We start from the raw sequence: 16,904 nt of genomic DNA, 5'->3' as shown, positions 1-16,904 counted from the left end.
GGGCCCAAGTCCCAGTCCCCTCAAAATCTGTGCATACCGCCGAAGTCCTCGCACCCCCCTAAACCGCCCACAGCATCAGCTAGGCGGTTTTTTCATTTAGGAGAAGCTTGCATGCCGTTACCTCCCCTACCTACCCAAATTGCTGACCAAGTGAATTTGAGTCATCAGAAACAACCTGATCTCAAAAACCCTCCCAAAAAGGTCAAGAAATTAGCTACTAGCTCAGTCTGGGTTGAAAACGGAGATGTTGTGGAAGAAGTGGAACACGATCTATCCGCTGCCGAAGAGGCGCTTGAGCGAATCAAAACGGATGCACCAGCACAATACTTAGAAAAGAAATTAGAAGCCAAGAATGAACGGCCTAAGCGTACCATCCGTACCGGCCCCCCCAGTCTTTTTGTACTAGATACCAATGTATTAATGCATGACCCATCCTCTCTGTTCCGCTTCGAGGAGCATGATTTGTATTTACCCATGACCACCTTAGAGGAATTGGATAACCATAAAAAGGGGATGAGTGAAGTTGCGCGCAATGCTCGTATGGTCAGTCGCTCCCTAGATCAACTTATCGCTGGTACTAGCGGTCAACTCGATAAGGGTATACCGCTGAATAAATTAGGAAATCAGGATGCGACTGGGCGCCTGTTCTTCCAAACTCATTTCTCAAGTACGCCCCTTCCTGAAGGATTACCAGAGGGCAAAGGTGATAATCTAATTCTGGGAGTGGTAAGCGACCTGCAAAAGGCGAAGCCCAATCAAGAAGTAGTCTTAGTCTCCAAAGATATCAATATGCGCATCAAAGCGCGTGCTCTTGGGCTGCCTGCAGAAGATTATTTCAATGATCAAGTCTTAGAAGACCGTGACCTGATGTATTCAGGGGTCATGACCCTGCCCGCTGATTTTTGGCCCAAACATGGCAAGGCAATGGAAAGTTGGGCAGACGGCAAAAGTGGCACTATGTTCTATCGAGTGACTGGGCCACTTGTTCCCAGTATGTTGGTGAATCAATTTGTCTATCAAGAAAATCCTGACGGCTCTACTCCTTTTTATGCATTAGTTCGGGAGATTAACGGTAAGACTGCCTTATTACAAACCCTAAAAGATTTCTCGCACCAGAAAAATAATGTGTGGAGCATTACTGCCCGCAATCGTGAGCAAAACTTTGCCATGAACTTGCTCATGAACCCTGATATTGATTTTGTGACGCTCTTAGGTCAGGCTGGTACTGGCAAAACCCTATTAGCTCTGGCTGCAGGACTAGAGCAGGTTCTAGACAGCAAACGCTATAACGAAATCATCATTACCCGTGCGACCGTTCCGGTTGGGGAAGATATTGGATTCTTGCCAGGTACTGAAGAAGAAAAAATGCAGCCGTGGATGGGTGCTTTTGATGACAACCTTGAGGTCTTACATCGCAATGATGACAGTGCAGGAGAATGGGGTCGTGCTGCTACTCAGGAGTTAATCCGTTCACGCATCAAAGTTAAAAGCATGAACTTCATGCGCGGTCGCACCTTTGTGAGTAAGTTTCTGATTATTGATGAGGCGCAGAACTTAACTCCTAAACAGATGAAGACTTTGGTAACGCGAGCTGGGCCGGGCACCAAGATTGTGTGTTTGGGCAATATTGCTCAGATCGACACACCCTATCTCACAGAGGGTTCGTCGGGCCTCACCTATGTGGTTGATCGTTTTAAAGGTTGGCGCCATAGTGGTCACATTACATTGGCTCGTGGCGAACGTTCGCGACTAGCTGACCATGCTGCTGAAGCTTTGTAAAAATTCTGCTCGATGGATTGCCCTGCTTGTACTGAGTGTGTCAACGCTCAGTGCTTGCAGCACATTTAGCCCTCGTACTTCCAGTGAGGCCTCATCGAGCCCAAGGATTGCACACTTCAAAAATGATACGAGTGTTGGCAGTGAAGACATCTCCATCGCAGCAATTGGGCTTGTGGGCGTGCCTTATCGCTATGGTGGTAATACCCCCGCGGGTGGCTTTGATTGCAGCGGTTTAATTGCTTATGTCTTCAATAAAAGCTCTGGAATTCAGTTGCCACGCACCATCCAGCAAATGAGTAATGCTGGGCGTGGAATTGGTCAGCAAGCCCCAGCACCGGGTGATTTGGTCTTCTTTAACACTACGGGTGAGCGCTACTCGCACGCTGGAATCTATGTGGGTAAAGGTCGCTTTGTTCATGCTCCTAGTGCAGGTGGCACTGTTCGCTTAGATCGAATTGATACACCCTATTGGGCTTCACGCTATACCGAAGCAAGACGGGTGGCTAGCGTAACGACTGGTAACTAATTAAAAGGGTGTGAAACCACCGCCATAGGAGGCGCCGGTATTTGCAGCGAGGTTATCAAACTTTGTAAATTGACCTTGCCAGCTTAAGCGGACTGTTCCAATAGGGCCATTTCGTTGCTTACCGATAATTATTTCAGCAATACCTTTATCGGTTGTGGTGTCGGGATGGTAGACCTCATCACGATAAATAAACAAAATGAGGTCAGCATCCTGCTCAATAGCACCCGATTCACGTAAGTCTGACATCACGGGTCGTTTATTGGGTCTTTGCTCTAAGCCACGGTTTAACTGGGAAAGTGCCACGACAGGGCATTGCAATTCTTTTGCCAAAGACTTTAAAGACCGTGAGATCTCAGAAATCTCAGTAGCCCTGTTTTCACCACTACCGCCTGTGCTACCGCTCATTAACTGTAAATAATCCACCACGACCATACCCAAGGTACCGCCGTAGTTACGAGCAATACGTCGCGCCCGTGCACGCAACTCTAAGCAGGTAAGCGAACCAGTTTCATCAATCAGAATTTGGGTATTACTTAAACGTGCAATAGCATCGGTTACCCGTGGCCACTCATCATCACCTAATTTACCAGTGCGCATCCGACTTTGGTCAACGCGCCCTACAGAACCTAAAAGACGAGTTGCTAACTGCGCGCCTGACATCTCCATCGAGAACACTACAACCGGTAAACCCTCATTGAGGGCAACATTCTCCGCAATGTTGAGTGCCATAGCAGTCTTTCCCATTGAAGGTCTTCCCGCTACGATAACCAAATCACCTTTTTGCAAACCGCTTGTTTGTTTGTCCAGGTCAATAAATCCGGTCGCAATACCAGTGATATCGCTACCGCCATCACGGTTATAGAGCTCATCGATTCTGGCAACTACTTGTTTAAGAAGGGGCTCAATCTCTAAGTAATCCGCTTTACGATTACCCTCTTCGCCAATCTGCAAGATGCGTGACTCTGCTTCGTCAAGCAAGGTTTGAACCGATCGGCCCTCAGTCAGGAATGCAGAGTTAACAATCCCGTCCGATACCTGAATTAAGCGTCGCAAGATACTGCGATCACGAATGATCTCTGCATAACCTTTGATATTAGCTGCACTCGGCGTGTTATGCGCTAATGAGTTGAGATAATCGATGCCGATAAGATCAGCCTCAGGCTCCGTTTTAATGGATTCATAAACGGTAATGACATCTGCTGGACGGTTATCACTAATTAGCCGCTGAACCACTCGGTAAATCAGGGAGTGCTCGGGTCGATAGAAATCATTTTCGGAGAGAATGCCACCCAATCGATCCCAAGCGGTATTGTCTAAAAGCAAACCGCCGAGAACTGATTGCTCAGCCTCGACGGAATGTGGTGGCACCTTAAGTGCCTGTACAACTGCGTCCCCTGCCCCAGACATTCCCGGGGTCATTGAAATAGTACGGTTACGGGATTCAGCCATACGACTAGTTTACCGAAGTCAACTAGGCTTGATCACCAATAACACGAATATTAATATCCACCACAACGTCAGTATGCACAGCAATCGCAACAGGATGATCACCCACTAACTTCAGAGGACCTGTAGGCATACGCACAGATGCTTTCTCAATTTGGAAGCCTTTAGCTGCCAAACTTTCAGCAATGTCATGATTGGTCACAGAGCCAAACAAACGACCATCTACACCAGCCTTTTGAGTGATCTCGAGGACGAGGCCCTTTAACTTATCGCCAATCACTTGAGCGGCGGCAAGCTTCTCAGCAGCCAAATTCTCAAGCTCAGCACGGCGGGCTGCAAAATCTGCAATCGCAGCCTCGGTAGCACGACGCGCTTTACGCTGAGGGATCAAAAAGTTACGAGCAAAACCATCCTTAACGCGCACAACATCGCCAAGGTTGCCCAGATTGGTTAATTTTTCAAGCAGAATAACTTGCATAGTGGGCTCCTAATTACTTCTTATGTTGATCAGAGAATGGCAATAGCGCCAAGAAGCGAGCGCGCTTAATCGCTGTATCCAACTGGCGCTGATACAAAGCTTTGGTACCAGTCAAACGCGCTGGAGTAATCTTGGCATTTTCACCAACAAAATCCTTTAGGGTCTCGACGTCTTTGTAATCAATTTGCTCAACACCGCCAACCGTAAAGCGGCAATAGCGCTTACGCTTGAACAGTGGGTTTTGTGCAGGCTTCTTTTTGAAGTCTGTCTTTTTGTTTGTTTTTCCAAAAGCCATAATAATTTCCTATTTAGCAATCAATTCAATCTTCGTTATATGAAAGACAAGGCGCTCATTTCGTAAGGTCTTCTGAGTCAAGAACCCTTCAAACACTGCATTTGCCCCTAAATCCATTTGCTCTAGGCTTTTATAAATCTCACCTATTGCAATTGCTTCGACATTCATCTGAATTTGGCGCATTTGATTTGCTTCGTATGCTTCACCATCATGATGTAACTGACAATGAATCACTGGCAAACCAGCTGGCGTATATCGAATGGCGTCTTTAGCGATTAAGGAAGCAGTCAGGGTGAGAAGGTTTGAACTACGCTTCACAATCAGACCACTGCTTACAGATTTAAGCCTCCGTCTTTATTAATAAGCTGCAGCAGGCGCATCCGCCTGGGCAACCTTGCGAGCCTCTTCGCGCTGAACTTCCTTCATCATGATGGAAGGCTCAACTTCAGCCTTCTTCAACTTCACAATCAAGTGGCGCAATACGGCGTCGTTAAACTTAAATGCATGCTCGAGCTCTTCCAGAGTTTTCTGGTCACACTCAATGTTCATGCAAACGTAATGGGCTTTAGCAAGTTTGTCGATCATGTAAGCCATTTGACGACGGCCCCAATCCTCGATGCGATGCACCTTACCACCATGAGTAGTAAGAATCGACTTATAGCGATCGATCATCGCAGGTACTTGCTCGCTTTGGTCCGGATGGACGATAAAAACGATTTCATAATGACGCATTAATCACTCCTTATGGATAAAACTGCCTAGGCGTCTTGCTAATTTCCGCTGTCTAGAAATCAGCACCAGTGCAGCAAGGGTGGAACAAGTTGTAAAAAGCCTTACCTAAAATTAGGCAAGATCGCTATTCTAGCAAAAATATCCTGCCAACTCAATGCTTTAGCTTTTGGGTGGAGACTAGCGAATAGAGCCAGCTGGAGGGCAATACGCGCCTTGGGCGGGTTCAAATCACCAGCCCCGATAGAAGCGTCTAGGCGAGCATTGGCTAATTGACCCGGAATCACCCCCAATCCTACCCGCGACGATCGAACTAGAGCCCCGCCATCTTTCATAAAGTCTTCCAAGCTGAGCGCTAGATCTTGATGGACGGTTCCTCCCCCTGTTCCAGCCAGGACAATACCCAGCACCCCCAGCTTTTTATAGACCTCAATCTGGTCGCCCTTAGCACCAATATGATTGGTCACAATTTCAACTCTAGGCCAATTATCTATTGATGGTATAGGTAAGTCTTCGCTAACTTGACTGCTAAGATCCAAATTAACTGGCTCGCTATTCATAAAGGCATCTAAGCTTGAGGTATGACGCTTTGCCATACTCCTCGCCTGAAAGACCTTCCCGCCCATCAACCCAAAAATCCCACTTGGCCCATCCTGATCCTCTACTAGAGCGACTGCCCGATTAAGATTTTCTGGGCCATCGGCCTTGGGGTGGTCCGCCGGCAACATGGCGCCCGTGATCACCACTTTTTTGCCTGCAGTCTTTGCTAAATGCCCACAAACAAGCTCTAGAAAAAGTGCTGTTTCCTCCATGGTATCTGTGCCATGGGTAACCACCACCCCGACAATATGAGGATCATGAAGCGCTTGAACGACCTCCTGACCCAGTTGAGTTAATAAAGACTCGGTCATATCACAGCTATCAATATTAGATAACTGTTTGTTTTTTATAGATAATTTACTTTTAATCTGCCCCGAAAGGGTCTCGATCGGCACTTGGCCGGCTAGGTAGCCCTTTCCATCCCCGTTCACTTGGAGGCCGGCGATCGTGCCGCCCATGCCAATGAGCAAAATCAAGGGTGTATTTGATAAATCAGTCATATTTGCATTATCAAGCCTTACAAAAGTTCTTGAAATGCTAATTTTTACTGTATACAATCCCAGTATGAACATAAACACAGTAAATGACTTGATAGAAACCACCCTACCTAAGCTAACCGCTCGGCAAGAGGAGATTTTGGGTCTCATCACCCTAGCTATCGAAGAGAGTGGCTTACCCCCCACTCGGGCTGAGATTGCAAACCGCTTAGGTTTTGCATCCGCCAATGCGGCTGAAGAGCATTTGCGAGCTCTGGCCAAAAAAGGGTATATCGAATTAAGTCCTGGTACATCCCGAGGTATCCGTATCACGCACTCCAACAATCACTCGTCAGCCAATAACTTTAGACAACTTAATTTACCGTCCGGCGGTTTACAACAATTAACCCTGCCTTTGATTGGACGTGTTGCAGCAGGTTGCCCCATTACTGCTATCGAACATATTGAAAAACAAGTGCCCGTAGACCCAAGCCTGTTTAGTAAAGGTGCAGACTATTTATTACGCGTCAAGGGAATGAGTATGCGTGATGCTGGAATTTTGGATGGCGACTATCTTGCTGTGAAGAAAACTACTGAGGCGCGGAATGGCGATATCGTTGTTGCCCGAATTGATGATGAGGTAACCGTCAAGCGCTTACAGCGCAAGAAAGATTCAAGCGGGAGCTACATTGAACTGCAAGCTGAAAACCCTGAGTTCAAAAACATTATTGTTACGGCTGAGGCTGACTTTACCCTTGAGGGACAAGCCGTTGGCTTGATCCGTGCCAACGGTATCTAAATCCTTTTCTTAACTAGGGCTTACGCGTCGGCGCAATCACGTTGGCGTTCTTCGGCGAGGATGTGATCGTAATGATTGATTTGGGACCGGCTAACGAGCCCTCGTTAATTTCAACAGCGCAGGTACGATCACCCTTTGTAAATACCAAGAAACTTGTTTTTGCTTTAGTTGCAGTCACCGTTGTCCATCCCGCTTTGGGGTACTCTGACTGAAAGAATGCATACACATCGGTAGCGCCTTGCAGGGCACTGATATTGACACGACCAACCCATCCATCACCACGACCAATAATTAAAGAGTCGGAGCCCATGATCTTGGCGCCTGTTGGGAGAGGCATATCGCCTAGCAGCTGCGATTGAATCTGATTGATTTCATCTTGAGAACCCGTAGGACTGTCACCCATCGCACAAGCTCCCAAGAGCAAGGCGGCTATCAAGGCTAGAAATTTAGATTTATGGGTAAATAAGCAGTTCATCATTTTTTCTCAATGTGTTCTAGTGAAATTAGTGCCAATATGGATCATTTTAGAGAAGTAAGCCGATTCGTCAAGACTGATTTTGGAGGCGCGTGAGGGAATCGAACCCCCGTACGAAGCTTTGCAGGCTCCTGCCTAACCACTCGGCCAACGCGCCCTGGTTGGTTTGATGCAAACCAAACTTCATCCCAAATAAAATGGGAAGCTTTTCGGGCTTCCCATTAATTAATGGAGCGGGAAACGAGGCTCGAACTCGCGACCTCAACCTTGGCAAGGTTGCGCTCTACCAACTGAGCTATTCCCGCATTACAGGATCGACAGTTTAGCAAAGATTCAGGTTCAGGGCTTTAATTGCCCAAATATAGGTGAGCTAAGGCCTATTTGTGAGCTGGGGTAAAGCCTTCTGGAGGTAATAAAACATTGACCAGAGGGTTAGGAAGGCTGCAACCCAAATAAGCCAGGTTCCAAGTTGGGCGCTATGTATACCAAATAGCTGCCCGTTAAATAGTAGGAATGGGATCGCAATTAATTGTGCGGTGGTCTTTAACTTCCCCACCATATGCACAGCCACACTTCTTGAGGCGCCGACTTGAGCCATCCACTCTCTTAGCGCAGAAATAGTAATTTCTCGTCCGATAATTACTAGAGCAACCCAGACCTGAACGCGATCCATATTGAGAAGCACCAATAAAGCAGCCGCCACAATTAATTTATCTGCTACTGGATCTAAAAACTCTCCAAAGGCAGACTCTTGTTTCATTCGCCTTGCCAGAAATCCATCTAGCCAATCAGTAATCGCAGCGAAGACAAATAAAGCGGTTGCAAATACATTTTTTTCTTCAATGCTGAGCCAACTACTGGGTAAATAAAAAATACCTACCAATAATGGAATGGCAGCAACGCGCAACCAGGTCAATGCAATTGGTAGATTAAATGGCATATTTAGAGAATAAACGATTCGTAATGCTATTTAGTGAAGTTGGCGATAGATTTGTTCAGCCAAGGTATTTGAGATCCCTTCTACGCTAGATAACTCTTCCACACTCGCGTTCGCCACTCCTTTAATGCCGCCAAAGCGGGCCAGCAACTTCTGTCTTCGCCTTGCACCAATTCCTTCAATTTCTTCTAGCCGTGAGACCGTTCGAGCCTTAGCTCTCTTTGCACGCATTCCAGTAATTGCAAAACGGTGCGCCTCATCCCGGATCTGTGCAATCAACATCAGGGCTTGGCTATCCTGACCGAGGAATAATGACTTTCTGCCGTCAGCAAAGATGAGGGTTTCTAAACCCACCTTACGATCCTCCCCCTTAGCAACCCCAACTATCAAACTGATATCAATGCCTAGCTCACTAAAGACTTGCCTAGCTATTTCAACCTGTCCCTTGCCGCCGTCAATGAGGACCACTTGGGGGTTCTTATCCACTGGGGTTTCTTGATAATTAGAGTAACGCCGGATTAAGACCTGCCGCATGGCAGCATAGTCATCTCCACCAGTAATTCCGGTGATATTGAAGCGACGATATTCACTTGATTGCATTTCATTTTTGGCAAAGACCACACACGATGCTTGAGTTGCCTCTCCGGATGTATGGCTGATATCAAAACATTCAATGCGAAGTTGATCCAAGTGTTCAAGATCAAGATTTAATACATCTGCAAGGGCTCTCACTCTAGCTAATTGCCCACCAGTCTCTGAGATGCGCCTTAGTAAAGCAATTTTGGCATTCCCTTCGGCCATAGAAAGCCAATGCTTTCGTTGTCCTTGAGGTTGATGCAGTAACTGGACCTTACGCGATAAGCGCTCGGTCAAACCTTGTAATAAAACATCAACTGATTCGCCCTTCAAAGCTACATTAGTAATCAATACCGAGGGTAACAATGAACTTGGCTCTGCATTAACATCCACATCGAGATAATGCTGCTGAATAAAGGTCTCCAGAATTTCACTGGGATTATAGGTAGCATCTGAACTAGCCTTTATCCCTCTTTGGAAGTAAGCCCGATCTCCTAAGTGTCGACCTCCTCGTACCATTGCTAAATTGACGCAGATGTTTCCATTCATGATCTCGGCAGCCAAAATATCGACATCACCCTCTCCCTCTGCGACGACATCCATTGCTTGTTGTTGTAAGACGCTTGAGAGATCCGTAATCCGGTCCCGAATAACTGCTGCCATCTCAAACTCCATCGCAGCACTATGCTCTTCCATTTCTACTTCAAGATCAGCCAATACAGCCCGATGGTTTCCTTCTAGAAATCGCAGTGCCTGTTGCACATCTTGCGAATACTGTTCTTTGCTCAACATGCCAACACAGGGTGCGCTACAACGGTGAATTTGATGCAGTAAACAAGGACGGCTACGATTCTTAAAAACTGGGTCCTCACAGGTACGCAAGCGGAATACCTTTTGTAAGATTTGTACGCTATTACGGACTGCCCATGAATTGGGGAATGGTCCAAAATACCGATTGCGTCGATCGACCTTGCCGCGATACGAGGCAAGGCGAGGATAATCATGGCCACTCAGCATCAAATACGGATAGGACTTATCATCCCGAAATAAAATATTAAATGGCGGGGTATGCTCCTTAATTAAGTTATTCTCCAGAATCAATGCCTCTGTTTCAGTCCGCGTTACAGTGATTTCAAAGCGAAGAATCCGTTTGACCATACGCTCGATACGGGGCGATAACTGAGTGCGCTGAAAGTAGCTCGATATGCGCTTCTTAAGATCCTTGGCCTTGCCGACATATAAGATGTGTCCAGCCTCATCAAAGAAGCGATACACACCTGGGAGACCAGGTACGCGTTTTAGATCTTTTTGAAGGGTTTCTAGGGGCAAATTTGTCATGCGTTGGGATATTTTCTGCCAAATCGTTGATAACTATGGTGATGCTGGTATTTGCTGGCGTCTAGCCCGGTCTTTGGCTGTTCAACACCATCAAAATATACGCCTATTTTGCGATGACCTTCATACCCTCAAACTATTAATGATGGGTAGCGGTGATATCCAAGGTATTGAGGTTTTGCCATGGGAGGCTAGCTATGCGAATACACGACAAGGGCCAGAAACTCCCGATGTTGTGATTCAGGCCTTCTCCTGCGACCTACCCGAACGTTATCTGAATTATTTAATCCTTGCCCCACAAAAACCGATCTTGATCCATTTGGAATATTTAAGTGCCGAACCCTGGGTTGTGGATTTTCATGGCAAAGCATCTCCTCAAAATAATGGTCTCCAGAAATATTTCTTTTTCCCTGGTTTTCAAAAAGAGGTTGGTGGACTGTTATTGGATCCCACCCCCCCAAGCAGACAAGATATGTGTCCAAAAAGTCTTTCCTCGATTTGGGACCAATCTCGGGAAGGGGCCAAGAAGATCAGTATCTTTTCTTATCCAGGGGCACCCATCAAGCAATGGCTTACTCAGCTTAATCAATTGGATATCCCCGTTGATATATTCATGGCTTTTGGTAACGCTGAATTACTCAACCTGCAAAAGCAAGCATGGTCGAACTTAAAACTAATCTCGCTACCCTTCATCCCGCAAGATGATTTTGACTATCTCCTTGCCCAATGTGACTTCAATATTGTCCGCGGGGAAGACTCTTTTGTACGAGCCCAACTAGCGGGCAGACCTTTTATTTGGAATATCTACCCTCAAGACGATGGTGCGCACTTGGTTAAATTGAGTGCATTTCTAGACCTCTATCTCAAAGAAGCACCCCCAGACTTAAGCAATTCAGTTACTGAAGCCATGGCATGGTCTGACATCGATCTATGGTGGACAGCCCTCTCCCAATGGAATCAGCATGCCAGAGCATGGCGCACGCAGCTACTTGAAGGCCAGGCTGACGGCGGTCTGGCGGCCCGCCTCCTCCGGTTTGTCAGCTAAAGCCACAAAAGGTTAAAATGCTAGGTTTGATTAATTTGGCTTCATGAGCCAAGCCAATATAGAAGACATTAGGGACTGTTATGAAAATCGCTCAAGAAATCCGCGTCGGCAACGTTGTTATGATCAATGGTGAACCCATGGTCGTCCAAAAACATGAATACAGCCGCTCTGGTCGTAACTCAGCTGTGGTCAAAATGAAATACAAAAATTTACTGACTGCCACACCGAATGAAGGCATTTATAAAGCGGATGATAAGTTCGATATCGTGATCCTAGACAAGAAAGAATGTACTTATTCTTATTTTGCTGATCCGATGTTTACATTCATGGATACTGAATACAACCAGTATGAGGTTGAAAAAGATAATATGGGTGACTCGCTCAATTATTTAGAAGAAGGCATGGCTGTAGAAGTGGTGTTCTATGACGGCAGAGCTATCTCTGTTGAGTTACCGACCTCCGTAGTCCGTGAAATTACATACACAGAGCCAGCAGTCAAAGGTGATACCAGCTCTGGAAAAGTACTCAAGAATGCAAAGATTTCAACTGGCTTTGAAATCCAAGTGCCATTGTTCTGTAGCACTGGCGACAAGATTGAAATCGATACTCGCACTGGCGAATATCGGAGTCGTGCTAATTAATTTGTAATCAGCTTAAGGCTTTTTAATAAAGCCTTAGCATGAATATACTCAGACTCTGTCTGAAGAGATTCCCAAGATTGGGCAGCAGCTTTCGGAAAGAGTCTATTAAGGTGCTTAGCAGACTCTGCTAGTTTTGACTTTGATACCTTGAGCTTACTGAGCATTTGATCTGCTAGGTCTGGACGGTTGCAAATGAGTACTGCATCGCAACCCGCTTCAAGAGCTAAGTGTGCGCCTTGTACAACATCACCGGCAATGCTTGCACCTTCCATGGAGAGATCATCGCTAAAGATTACTCCCTCAAATTTAAGCTTTTTGCGTAAGATATCTTGTAGCCAGATCTTAGAGAATCCTGCGGGCATTGAATCAACTTTTGGATAAACCACGTGTGCAGGCATTACGGATGCCAGACTAATATCTAACCATTCATAAGGTTTCATATCATCACGCGCAATACGTTTTAAGGATCGATCATCAATAGGGATATCAATATGGGAATCAGCCTTAGCCCACCCATGCCCTGGAAAATGTTTTCCACAATTTGCCATATCGCCCAAACGCAAGCCTTCATTCAGACTTTTTGCAAGTGCAAACACAACTTCAGGTAAAGAATGAAATGCGCGGTCTCCAATGACACTGCTATTTCCATAATCAAGATCAAGGACTGGGGTAAAGCTGAAATCAACTCCACAGGACCTCAGTTCGCTTGCCAGAATATATCCGCATGCCGTAGCTGCTTGCATCCCCTCAATCGCAGCCTCTATACTCGATTCGCCTGAAGACCATAGTTCTCCAAAAGCTCGCATTGCGGGCAAATGAGTAAAGCCATCTGTCTTGCAGCGTTGCACTCGCCCACCTTCGTGATCAATACAAATTAAGACATCTTTACGAACTGCCATAATTTGATTAGTTAACTTCATTAGCTGAGAGCGAGATGTAAAGTTACGTCCAAATAAAATGACGCCACCCGTTAAAGGGTGTGAGATTCGTTCTTCATCCCGCCGACTTAGCTCTAAGCCCTCAACATCCAAAATAACGGGGCCTGGATTTCGATTGTCTTGCTCATTACTCCGCATACTTAATAATCATCCTATGTAGTTGCTTGGATCAAAAGTACTAACAATGGGGGTACCATAACTCACCACCACAAATGCCATCACCATATCTTGCTCATCAGTCACGGTTACTTGAGCGTGCCATTGCTTCTCATCCATAAAGTCTGCCAATGCGCCCGAGTACTTGGTATAAGGTTTACCGCTAGGCTCATTGAGAGTCTGTAGGGACCTCCAGGTCATGGGTGTATGCATTCCCAAGCCAATCGCCTTAGAAAAGGCTTCTTTTGCTGCAAAACGAGTGGCTAAATAGGCAATACCACGTTTGTGATTACGTTTTAGCCTTTGCTCAAAGACAATGAGTTCCTCGTCCCCGAGTACTCGCTTTGCCAAACGGCCTTGTGTCCGTTCATAGGCTGCCTCTAGTCGTTTTAATTGCAACAAATCTGCACCTATTCCGACGATCATTGTGCGCGAGCCTCATTCATCAAATGGCGCATATCTTGGATAGCCAAAGCCCAACCCTTAAAAACCGCCTCTGCGACGATGGCATGCCCAATATTAAGCTCACTAATCTCCTGTATTTGAGCAATGGCTTTGACATTCCCTTCATTTAGACCATGACCAGCGTTGACACGAAATCCCAATGACTTTGCATAATGGGCCGCTTCCTGGATTCGTTTTAACTGCTGGGTCTGCGTAGACTGATTGGCATCTGCATAGGCACCGGTATGTAGTTCAATAACATGCGCGCCCACTTCTTTTGCTGCATCGATTTGTTCACTATCAGGATCAATAAATAATGACACCCGAATACCAGCCTCTGTCAATTGAGTAATGGCAGATTTAACTTCTGCAGCATGACCGATAACATCTAACCCACCCTCTGTAGTTATCTCAGTTCGCTTTTCGGGGACTAAACAAACATCATGAGGTCTAACCTTCACTGCGATTTCTAACATTTCTGGGGTGATAGCACATTCCAAGTTCATGCGCGTTTTGATTAGTGGACGCAAGGCAAATAGATCAGCGTCCTTAATATGTCGACGGTCCTCCCGTAAATGCAAGGTAATGAGATCGGCCCCAGCCTCTTCGGCAAGACGTGCAGCCAATATAGGGTCTGGATATGAAGTACCACGCGCATTGCGCAAGGTTGCGACATGATCGATATTGATTCCGAGCTCAAGAGAGGACATACCTAATTCTAAAGGCATAAATCTCGCTTAGATCTTTTTAAGATCAATTAATATTTGGCGTGTGGTTAATTGTTGATCTTGCAGATGAATTCCTAATAAGAAACGCATGAGCTGTTTACTTTGTGTCAAGGTTTCTGCATCTGAGAAATCCCCATTTGCCATTGCCTCCAAAGCCAATCCAGTCAGGACAGGCCAATGCCCAGGGTCATCACTTTGAAGGGGGCGTATCCCCTTCTCGGGTTGATACACATAGCGTTCTGTTGCAACGGGTTTGGTTTGGGTCTCGACACAATGATCGAGAGCGGCTGCATAGCCTGTCTCTCGTAACAATGCTAACTCAAAGGGCCTCAGTGTCTGCTCAATACCTGCGCCTGACTCCATAATTTGGGACAAGGCATATACGGTACTTGCGTACTGATCATAGAGCGTCTCATAGGCATCTTCTCGCGCCAAGAACTTCACTAAAAGCTCATTGAGGTAAAACCCGCACAACAGTGCATCACCGACTAATGCGGGCGAGCCTCCAACCCATTCTGATTTCGTTAAGGTTCGAAGTTCTGACTTGCCACTCCAAGAAATGAGTAAGGGCTGAAAGCGCTGCAATACTGGGCGCAGACTAGAATGAGGTCGTTTAGCCCCTTTTGCAATTAAGGCAAGCCGGCCATGAGAGCGGGTAAATACATCGAGAATGAGGCTTGTTTCCTTGTAGGGAATGCTATGGAGCACAAAACCAGGCTCATCTAAGACACGTGTTCCAGCCATTTATTCCAGACCTTGCGCCCGTAGCTCTGCCAAATCATCCGCCCAGCCCCGCTTTACTTTGACCCAAGTTTCTAAAAACACTTTGCCATCAAACAGTTTTTCCATATCTAAGCGGGCTTCGGTTGAAATCTTTTTTAATCGCTCGCCTTTTTGACCGATGATCATTGCTTTGTGACTATCGCGATCTACCAAAATAGTCGCGGCTATTCGTCGCATCTTACCGTCTAACTTAAATTGATCAATAACTACCGAGCTTGCATAGGGTAATTCATCGCCGGTATACCGAAATACCTTCTCACGCAAAATCTCGGCAGCCATAAAGCGCTCACTACGATCGGTTAAGGTTTCAGCATCATATACAGCCACACCCTCTGGCAAATGCTCTTCGATAATATCTAGCAAGCGCCCAATATCATCTTTGTTCTTGCCGCTCATCGGGATGATCTCAGCAAACTCGCCTAGAGGCGATGAAATACTTTCGGACTCAAAACCCTTGGTTTGAGCTGCGATTTCTCCCCAAGTTTGACCCATCATCCCCATAAACTCAAATAAGGCGGTATCACGATCTTGGGGGATCTCAAAGCGCGATGCAAATAAATCTAATTTGTTAGCAATCAATAAAACTGGCTTATCCGATGGCAACAAACGTAATACTTTTGCATCATCCACACCCCAATACCCTGCCTCCACAATAAAACAGATGACATCGACATCGTTCAAGGTGCTTGTGACAGTACGATTCAATGTTTGATTTAAGGTATTCATCACCCGCGTCTGAAACCCGGGCGTATCAATAAATATAAATTGCGCACTGTCGCGTGTCTGCACACCAGCAATGCGATATCGGGTGGTCTGTGCTTTGCGTGAGGTAATGCTTATTTTTTGACCAACCAAGGCATTCAACAAAGTTGATTTGCCCATATTGGGTCTGCCTACCAATGCGATCGTGCCGCATTTAAACATCACTAATCCTTTAGCTTCAGGGGCAACTGGCCCTTACCAGTATCGGCTTTTGCTGCTTTTTTCTTGGCAGCGCGGGTCTTCTTTGGCTTACGACTTTCTTGCGGTAGCGCCTTTTGAACAGCAGCCAGCGCTAATTTAGCAGCGACTTGCTCTGCAGCACGCCGCGAGGCACCTTCGCCCTTAACGTTTACCTTCAGATTCAGAATGGCGCACTCAACTTCAAATTGCTGATTGTGTGCAGCCCCTGATGTGCCAACCACCTTGTATGCAGGTAGTGGTAACTGAAATCCCTGTAAATATTCTTGTAACAATGTTTTATCGTCCTTACCCAAGGTTTTAGGATCGACATTTTGCAAAATGCTCGAATACAACTTACGCAAACTTGCTTTAGCAGCATCAAAACCACCATCAATAAAAATTGCGCCTGTGATCGCCTCTAAGGTATCCGCCAAAATAGATGGTCTGCGAAAGCCACCGCTTTTTAACTCACCCTCGCCTAACTTTAAGTAATCAGATAGCAACAATCCTTGAGCAATTTCATAGAGAGCCTGCTGCTTGACTAAATTAGCGCGCACCCTCGATAGGTCGCCCTCATCTAAATCTGAATAACGTTCATACAAAATTTCAGCAACCGCACAGTTCAATACAGAGTCCCCCAAAAACTCAAGGCGCTCATTATTCTTTTTGCTATGACTTCGATGTGTTAAAGCCTGATTTAAGAGCTCTGGCTTCTTAAACGGATAGCCCAAGCGCTCCTGAAGAGGGCCTAGATCAAGAGTCGCGCGAGCGTTCAT

At 46.2% G+C, this 16,904-nt stretch carries 20 protein-coding genes and 2 tRNA genes; 5 read left to right on the top strand and 17 right to left on the bottom strand.

The window, feature by feature from the left end; genetic code table 11:
• Positions 1-111: 111 nt before the first annotated feature.
• Positions 112-1,779: a PhoH family protein gene (locus NKE59_RS02590; protein WP_353439366.1), complete on the top strand. Its 1,668-nt coding sequence runs from the start codon at positions 112-114 to the stop codon at positions 1,777-1,779.
• On the top strand, positions 1,760-2,305 hold the full coding sequence (locus NKE59_RS02585) for a C40 family peptidase (RefSeq protein WP_353439365.1): 546 nt from the start codon (positions 1,760-1,762) through the stop codon (positions 2,303-2,305). The genes NKE59_RS02590 and NKE59_RS02585 overlap by 20 nt, the downstream gene beginning before the upstream one ends.
• Here NKE59_RS02585 and dnaB read toward each other — a convergent pair whose 3' ends face one another.
• The 6 genes from dnaB to NKE59_RS02555 all read right to left on the bottom strand — a co-directional run bounded on the left by dnaB (position 2,306) and on the right by NKE59_RS02555 (position 6,353).
• Positions 2,306-3,712 carry a replicative DNA helicase gene (gene dnaB, locus NKE59_RS02580; RefSeq protein WP_353439886.1) on the bottom strand — a complete coding sequence of 469 codons (1,407 nt, stop codon included), beginning with the start codon at positions 3,710-3,712 and terminating at the stop codon, positions 2,306-2,308. It lies immediately after the preceding gene.
• Positions 3,713-3,776: 64 nt separating this feature from the next.
• Complete coding sequence (gene rplI / locus NKE59_RS02575; protein WP_353439364.1) at positions 3,777-4,229, bottom strand: 50S ribosomal protein L9; 453 nt, start codon at positions 4,227-4,229, stop codon at positions 3,777-3,779.
• Between the two features lie 13 nt (positions 4,230-4,242).
• A complete protein-coding gene (gene rpsR, locus NKE59_RS02570) occupies positions 4,243-4,524 on the bottom strand; it encodes a 30S ribosomal protein S18 (RefSeq protein WP_353439362.1) in 282 nt (93 codons plus the stop codon).
• Between the two features lie 9 nt (positions 4,525-4,533).
• Positions 4,534-4,842 (bottom strand): primosomal replication protein N, encoded by a 309-nt coding sequence (priB, locus tag NKE59_RS02565; protein WP_353439361.1) that lies wholly within the window; start codon positions 4,840-4,842, stop codon positions 4,534-4,536.
• Between the two features lie 39 nt (positions 4,843-4,881).
• Entirely contained in the window at positions 4,882-5,256 is a 375-nt protein-coding gene (rpsF, locus tag NKE59_RS02560; RefSeq protein WP_353439360.1) for a 30S ribosomal protein S6, read from the bottom strand.
• Positions 5,257-5,357: 101 nt separating this feature from the next.
• Complete coding sequence (locus tag NKE59_RS02555; RefSeq protein WP_353439359.1) at positions 5,358-6,353, bottom strand: asparaginase; 996 nt, start codon at positions 6,351-6,353, stop codon at positions 5,358-5,360.
• A gap of 64 nt (positions 6,354-6,417) precedes the next feature.
• Here NKE59_RS02555 and lexA point away from each other — a divergent pair, with 64 nt between their 5' ends.
• Positions 6,418-7,128: a transcriptional repressor LexA gene (gene lexA, locus NKE59_RS02550; protein WP_353439358.1), complete on the top strand. Its 711-nt coding sequence runs from the start codon at positions 6,418-6,420 to the stop codon at positions 7,126-7,128.
• A 13-nt stretch (positions 7,129-7,141) separates the two neighbouring features.
• Here the strand turns inward: lexA and NKE59_RS02545 are convergent, their stop codons facing one another.
• The 5 genes from NKE59_RS02545 to uvrC all read right to left on the bottom strand — a co-directional run bounded on the left by NKE59_RS02545 (position 7,142) and on the right by uvrC (position 10,454).
• Complete coding sequence (locus tag NKE59_RS02545; RefSeq protein WP_353439357.1) at positions 7,142-7,606, bottom strand: hypothetical protein; 465 nt, start codon at positions 7,604-7,606, stop codon at positions 7,142-7,144.
• Between the two features lie 80 nt (positions 7,607-7,686).
• Positions 7,687-7,760: transfer RNA gene (locus NKE59_RS02540), tRNA-Cys, on the bottom strand.
• A gap of 72 nt (positions 7,761-7,832) precedes the next feature.
• Positions 7,833-7,908: transfer RNA gene (locus tag NKE59_RS02535), tRNA-Gly, on the bottom strand.
• Positions 7,909-7,973: 65 nt separating this feature from the next.
• Positions 7,974-8,543, bottom strand: coding sequence for a CDP-diacylglycerol--glycerol-3-phosphate 3-phosphatidyltransferase (pgsA, locus tag NKE59_RS02530; protein ID WP_353439355.1), 570 nt, complete (start codon positions 8,541-8,543; stop codon positions 7,974-7,976).
• Positions 8,544-8,573: 30 nt separating this feature from the next.
• Complete coding sequence (gene uvrC, locus NKE59_RS02525) at positions 8,574-10,454, bottom strand: excinuclease ABC subunit UvrC (protein WP_353439354.1); 1,881 nt, start codon at positions 10,452-10,454, stop codon at positions 8,574-8,576.
• Between uvrC and earP the strand changes: the two genes are divergently transcribed.
• Together earP and efp are read left to right on the top strand one after the other, a co-directional pair.
• On the top strand, positions 10,453-11,496 hold the full coding sequence (gene earP / locus NKE59_RS02520; protein WP_353439353.1) for an elongation factor P maturation arginine rhamnosyltransferase EarP: 1,044 nt from the start codon (positions 10,453-10,455) through the stop codon (positions 11,494-11,496). The genes uvrC and earP overlap by 2 nt on opposite strands.
• 80 nt (positions 11,497-11,576) lie before the next feature.
• Entirely contained in the window at positions 11,577-12,137 is a 561-nt protein-coding gene (gene efp, locus NKE59_RS02515; RefSeq protein ID WP_353439352.1) for an elongation factor P, read from the top strand.
• Here efp and nagZ read toward each other — a convergent pair.
• Genes nagZ through rnc form a run of 6 tightly spaced genes read right to left on the bottom strand, consistent with a single transcriptional unit; the run spans position 12,134 to position 16,904 of the window.
• A complete protein-coding gene (gene nagZ, locus NKE59_RS02510) occupies positions 12,134-13,213 on the bottom strand; it encodes a beta-N-acetylhexosaminidase (protein ID WP_353439351.1) in 1,080 nt (359 codons plus the stop codon). The two genes, efp and nagZ, sit on opposite strands and share 4 nt — an antisense overlap.
• Before the next feature lie 9 nt (positions 13,214-13,222).
• A complete protein-coding gene (gene acpS, locus NKE59_RS02505) occupies positions 13,223-13,657 on the bottom strand; it encodes a holo-ACP synthase (protein WP_353439349.1) in 435 nt (144 codons plus the stop codon).
• Entirely contained in the window at positions 13,654-14,403 is a 750-nt protein-coding gene (gene pdxJ / locus NKE59_RS02500) for a pyridoxine 5'-phosphate synthase (RefSeq protein WP_353439348.1), read from the bottom strand. Before pdxJ ends, acpS begins: the two co-directional genes overlap by 4 nt.
• A gap of 9 nt (positions 14,404-14,412) precedes the next feature.
• Positions 14,413-15,147, bottom strand: a complete 735-nt coding sequence (recO, locus tag NKE59_RS02495) for a DNA repair protein RecO (RefSeq protein ID WP_353439347.1) — start codon at positions 15,145-15,147, stop codon at positions 14,413-14,415.
• Complete coding sequence (gene era, locus NKE59_RS02490; RefSeq protein ID WP_353439346.1) at positions 15,148-16,110, bottom strand: GTPase Era; 963 nt, start codon at positions 16,108-16,110, stop codon at positions 15,148-15,150.
• 2 nt (positions 16,111-16,112) lie between these two features.
• Positions 16,113-16,904: a ribonuclease III gene (gene rnc / locus NKE59_RS02485; RefSeq protein WP_353439345.1), complete on the bottom strand. Its 792-nt coding sequence runs from the start codon at positions 16,902-16,904 to the stop codon at positions 16,113-16,115.

It is taken from the genome of Polynucleobacter sp. UK-FUSCHL-C3, from assembly GCF_040409815.1.
Classification (GTDB): Bacteria; Pseudomonadota; Gammaproteobacteria; order Burkholderiales; family Burkholderiaceae; genus Polynucleobacter.
Note: the sequence above shows the minus strand (reverse complement) of the source record. Positions and strands in the feature narration are given on the sequence as shown.

Bases quoted from the DNA above. Each gene is read 5' to 3' on its own strand.
- NKE59_RS02590 (WP_353439366.1), top strand. From the start codon at position 112: ATGCCGTTACCTCCCCTACCTACCCAAATTGCTGACCAAGTGAATTTG.
- NKE59_RS02585 (WP_353439365.1), top strand. From the start codon at position 1,760: ATGCTGCTGAAGCTTTGTAAAAATTCTGCTCGATGGATTGCCCTGCTT.
- dnaB (WP_353439886.1), bottom strand. From the start codon at position 3,712: ATGTCTGGGGCAGGGGACGCAGTTGTACAGGCACTTAAGGTGCCACCA.
- rplI (WP_353439364.1), bottom strand. From the start codon at position 4,229: ATGCAAGTTATTCTGCTTGAAAAATTAACCAATCTGGGCAACCTTGGC.
- rpsR (WP_353439362.1), bottom strand. From the start codon at position 4,524: ATGGCTTTTGGAAAAACAAACAAAAAGACAGACTTCAAAAAGAAGCCT.
- rpsF (WP_353439360.1), bottom strand. From the start codon at position 5,256: ATGCGTCATTATGAAATCGTTTTTATCGTCCATCCGGACCAAAGCGAG.
- NKE59_RS02555 (WP_353439359.1), bottom strand. From the start codon at position 6,353: ATGACTGATTTATCAAATACACCCTTGATTTTGCTCATTGGCATGGGC.
- lexA (WP_353439358.1), top strand. From the start codon at position 6,418: ATGAACATAAACACAGTAAATGACTTGATAGAAACCACCCTACCTAAG.
- NKE59_RS02545 (WP_353439357.1), bottom strand. From the start codon at position 7,606: ATGATGAACTGCTTATTTACCCATAAATCTAAATTTCTAGCCTTGATA.
- pgsA (WP_353439355.1), bottom strand. From the start codon at position 8,543: ATGCCATTTAATCTACCAATTGCATTGACCTGGTTGCGCGTTGCTGCC.
- earP (WP_353439353.1), top strand. From the start codon at position 10,453: ATGCGTTGGGATATTTTCTGCCAAATCGTTGATAACTATGGTGATGCT.
- uvrC (WP_353439354.1), bottom strand. From the start codon at position 10,454: ATGACAAATTTGCCCCTAGAAACCCTTCAAAAAGATCTAAAACGCGTA.
- efp (WP_353439352.1), top strand. From the start codon at position 11,577: ATGAAAATCGCTCAAGAAATCCGCGTCGGCAACGTTGTTATGATCAAT.
- nagZ (WP_353439351.1), bottom strand. From the start codon at position 13,213: ATGCGGAGTAATGAGCAAGACAATCGAAATCCAGGCCCCGTTATTTTG.
- acpS (WP_353439349.1), bottom strand. From the start codon at position 13,657: ATGATCGTCGGAATAGGTGCAGATTTGTTGCAATTAAAACGACTAGAG.
- pdxJ (WP_353439348.1), bottom strand. From the start codon at position 14,403: ATGCCTTTAGAATTAGGTATGTCCTCTCTTGAGCTCGGAATCAATATC.
- recO (WP_353439347.1), bottom strand. From the start codon at position 15,147: ATGGCTGGAACACGTGTCTTAGATGAGCCTGGTTTTGTGCTCCATAGC.
- era (WP_353439346.1), bottom strand. From the start codon at position 16,110: ATGTTTAAATGCGGCACGATCGCATTGGTAGGCAGACCCAATATGGGC.
- rnc (WP_353439345.1), bottom strand. From the start codon at position 16,904: ATGAACGCTCGCGCGACTCTTGATCTAGGCCCTCTTCAGGAGCGCTTG.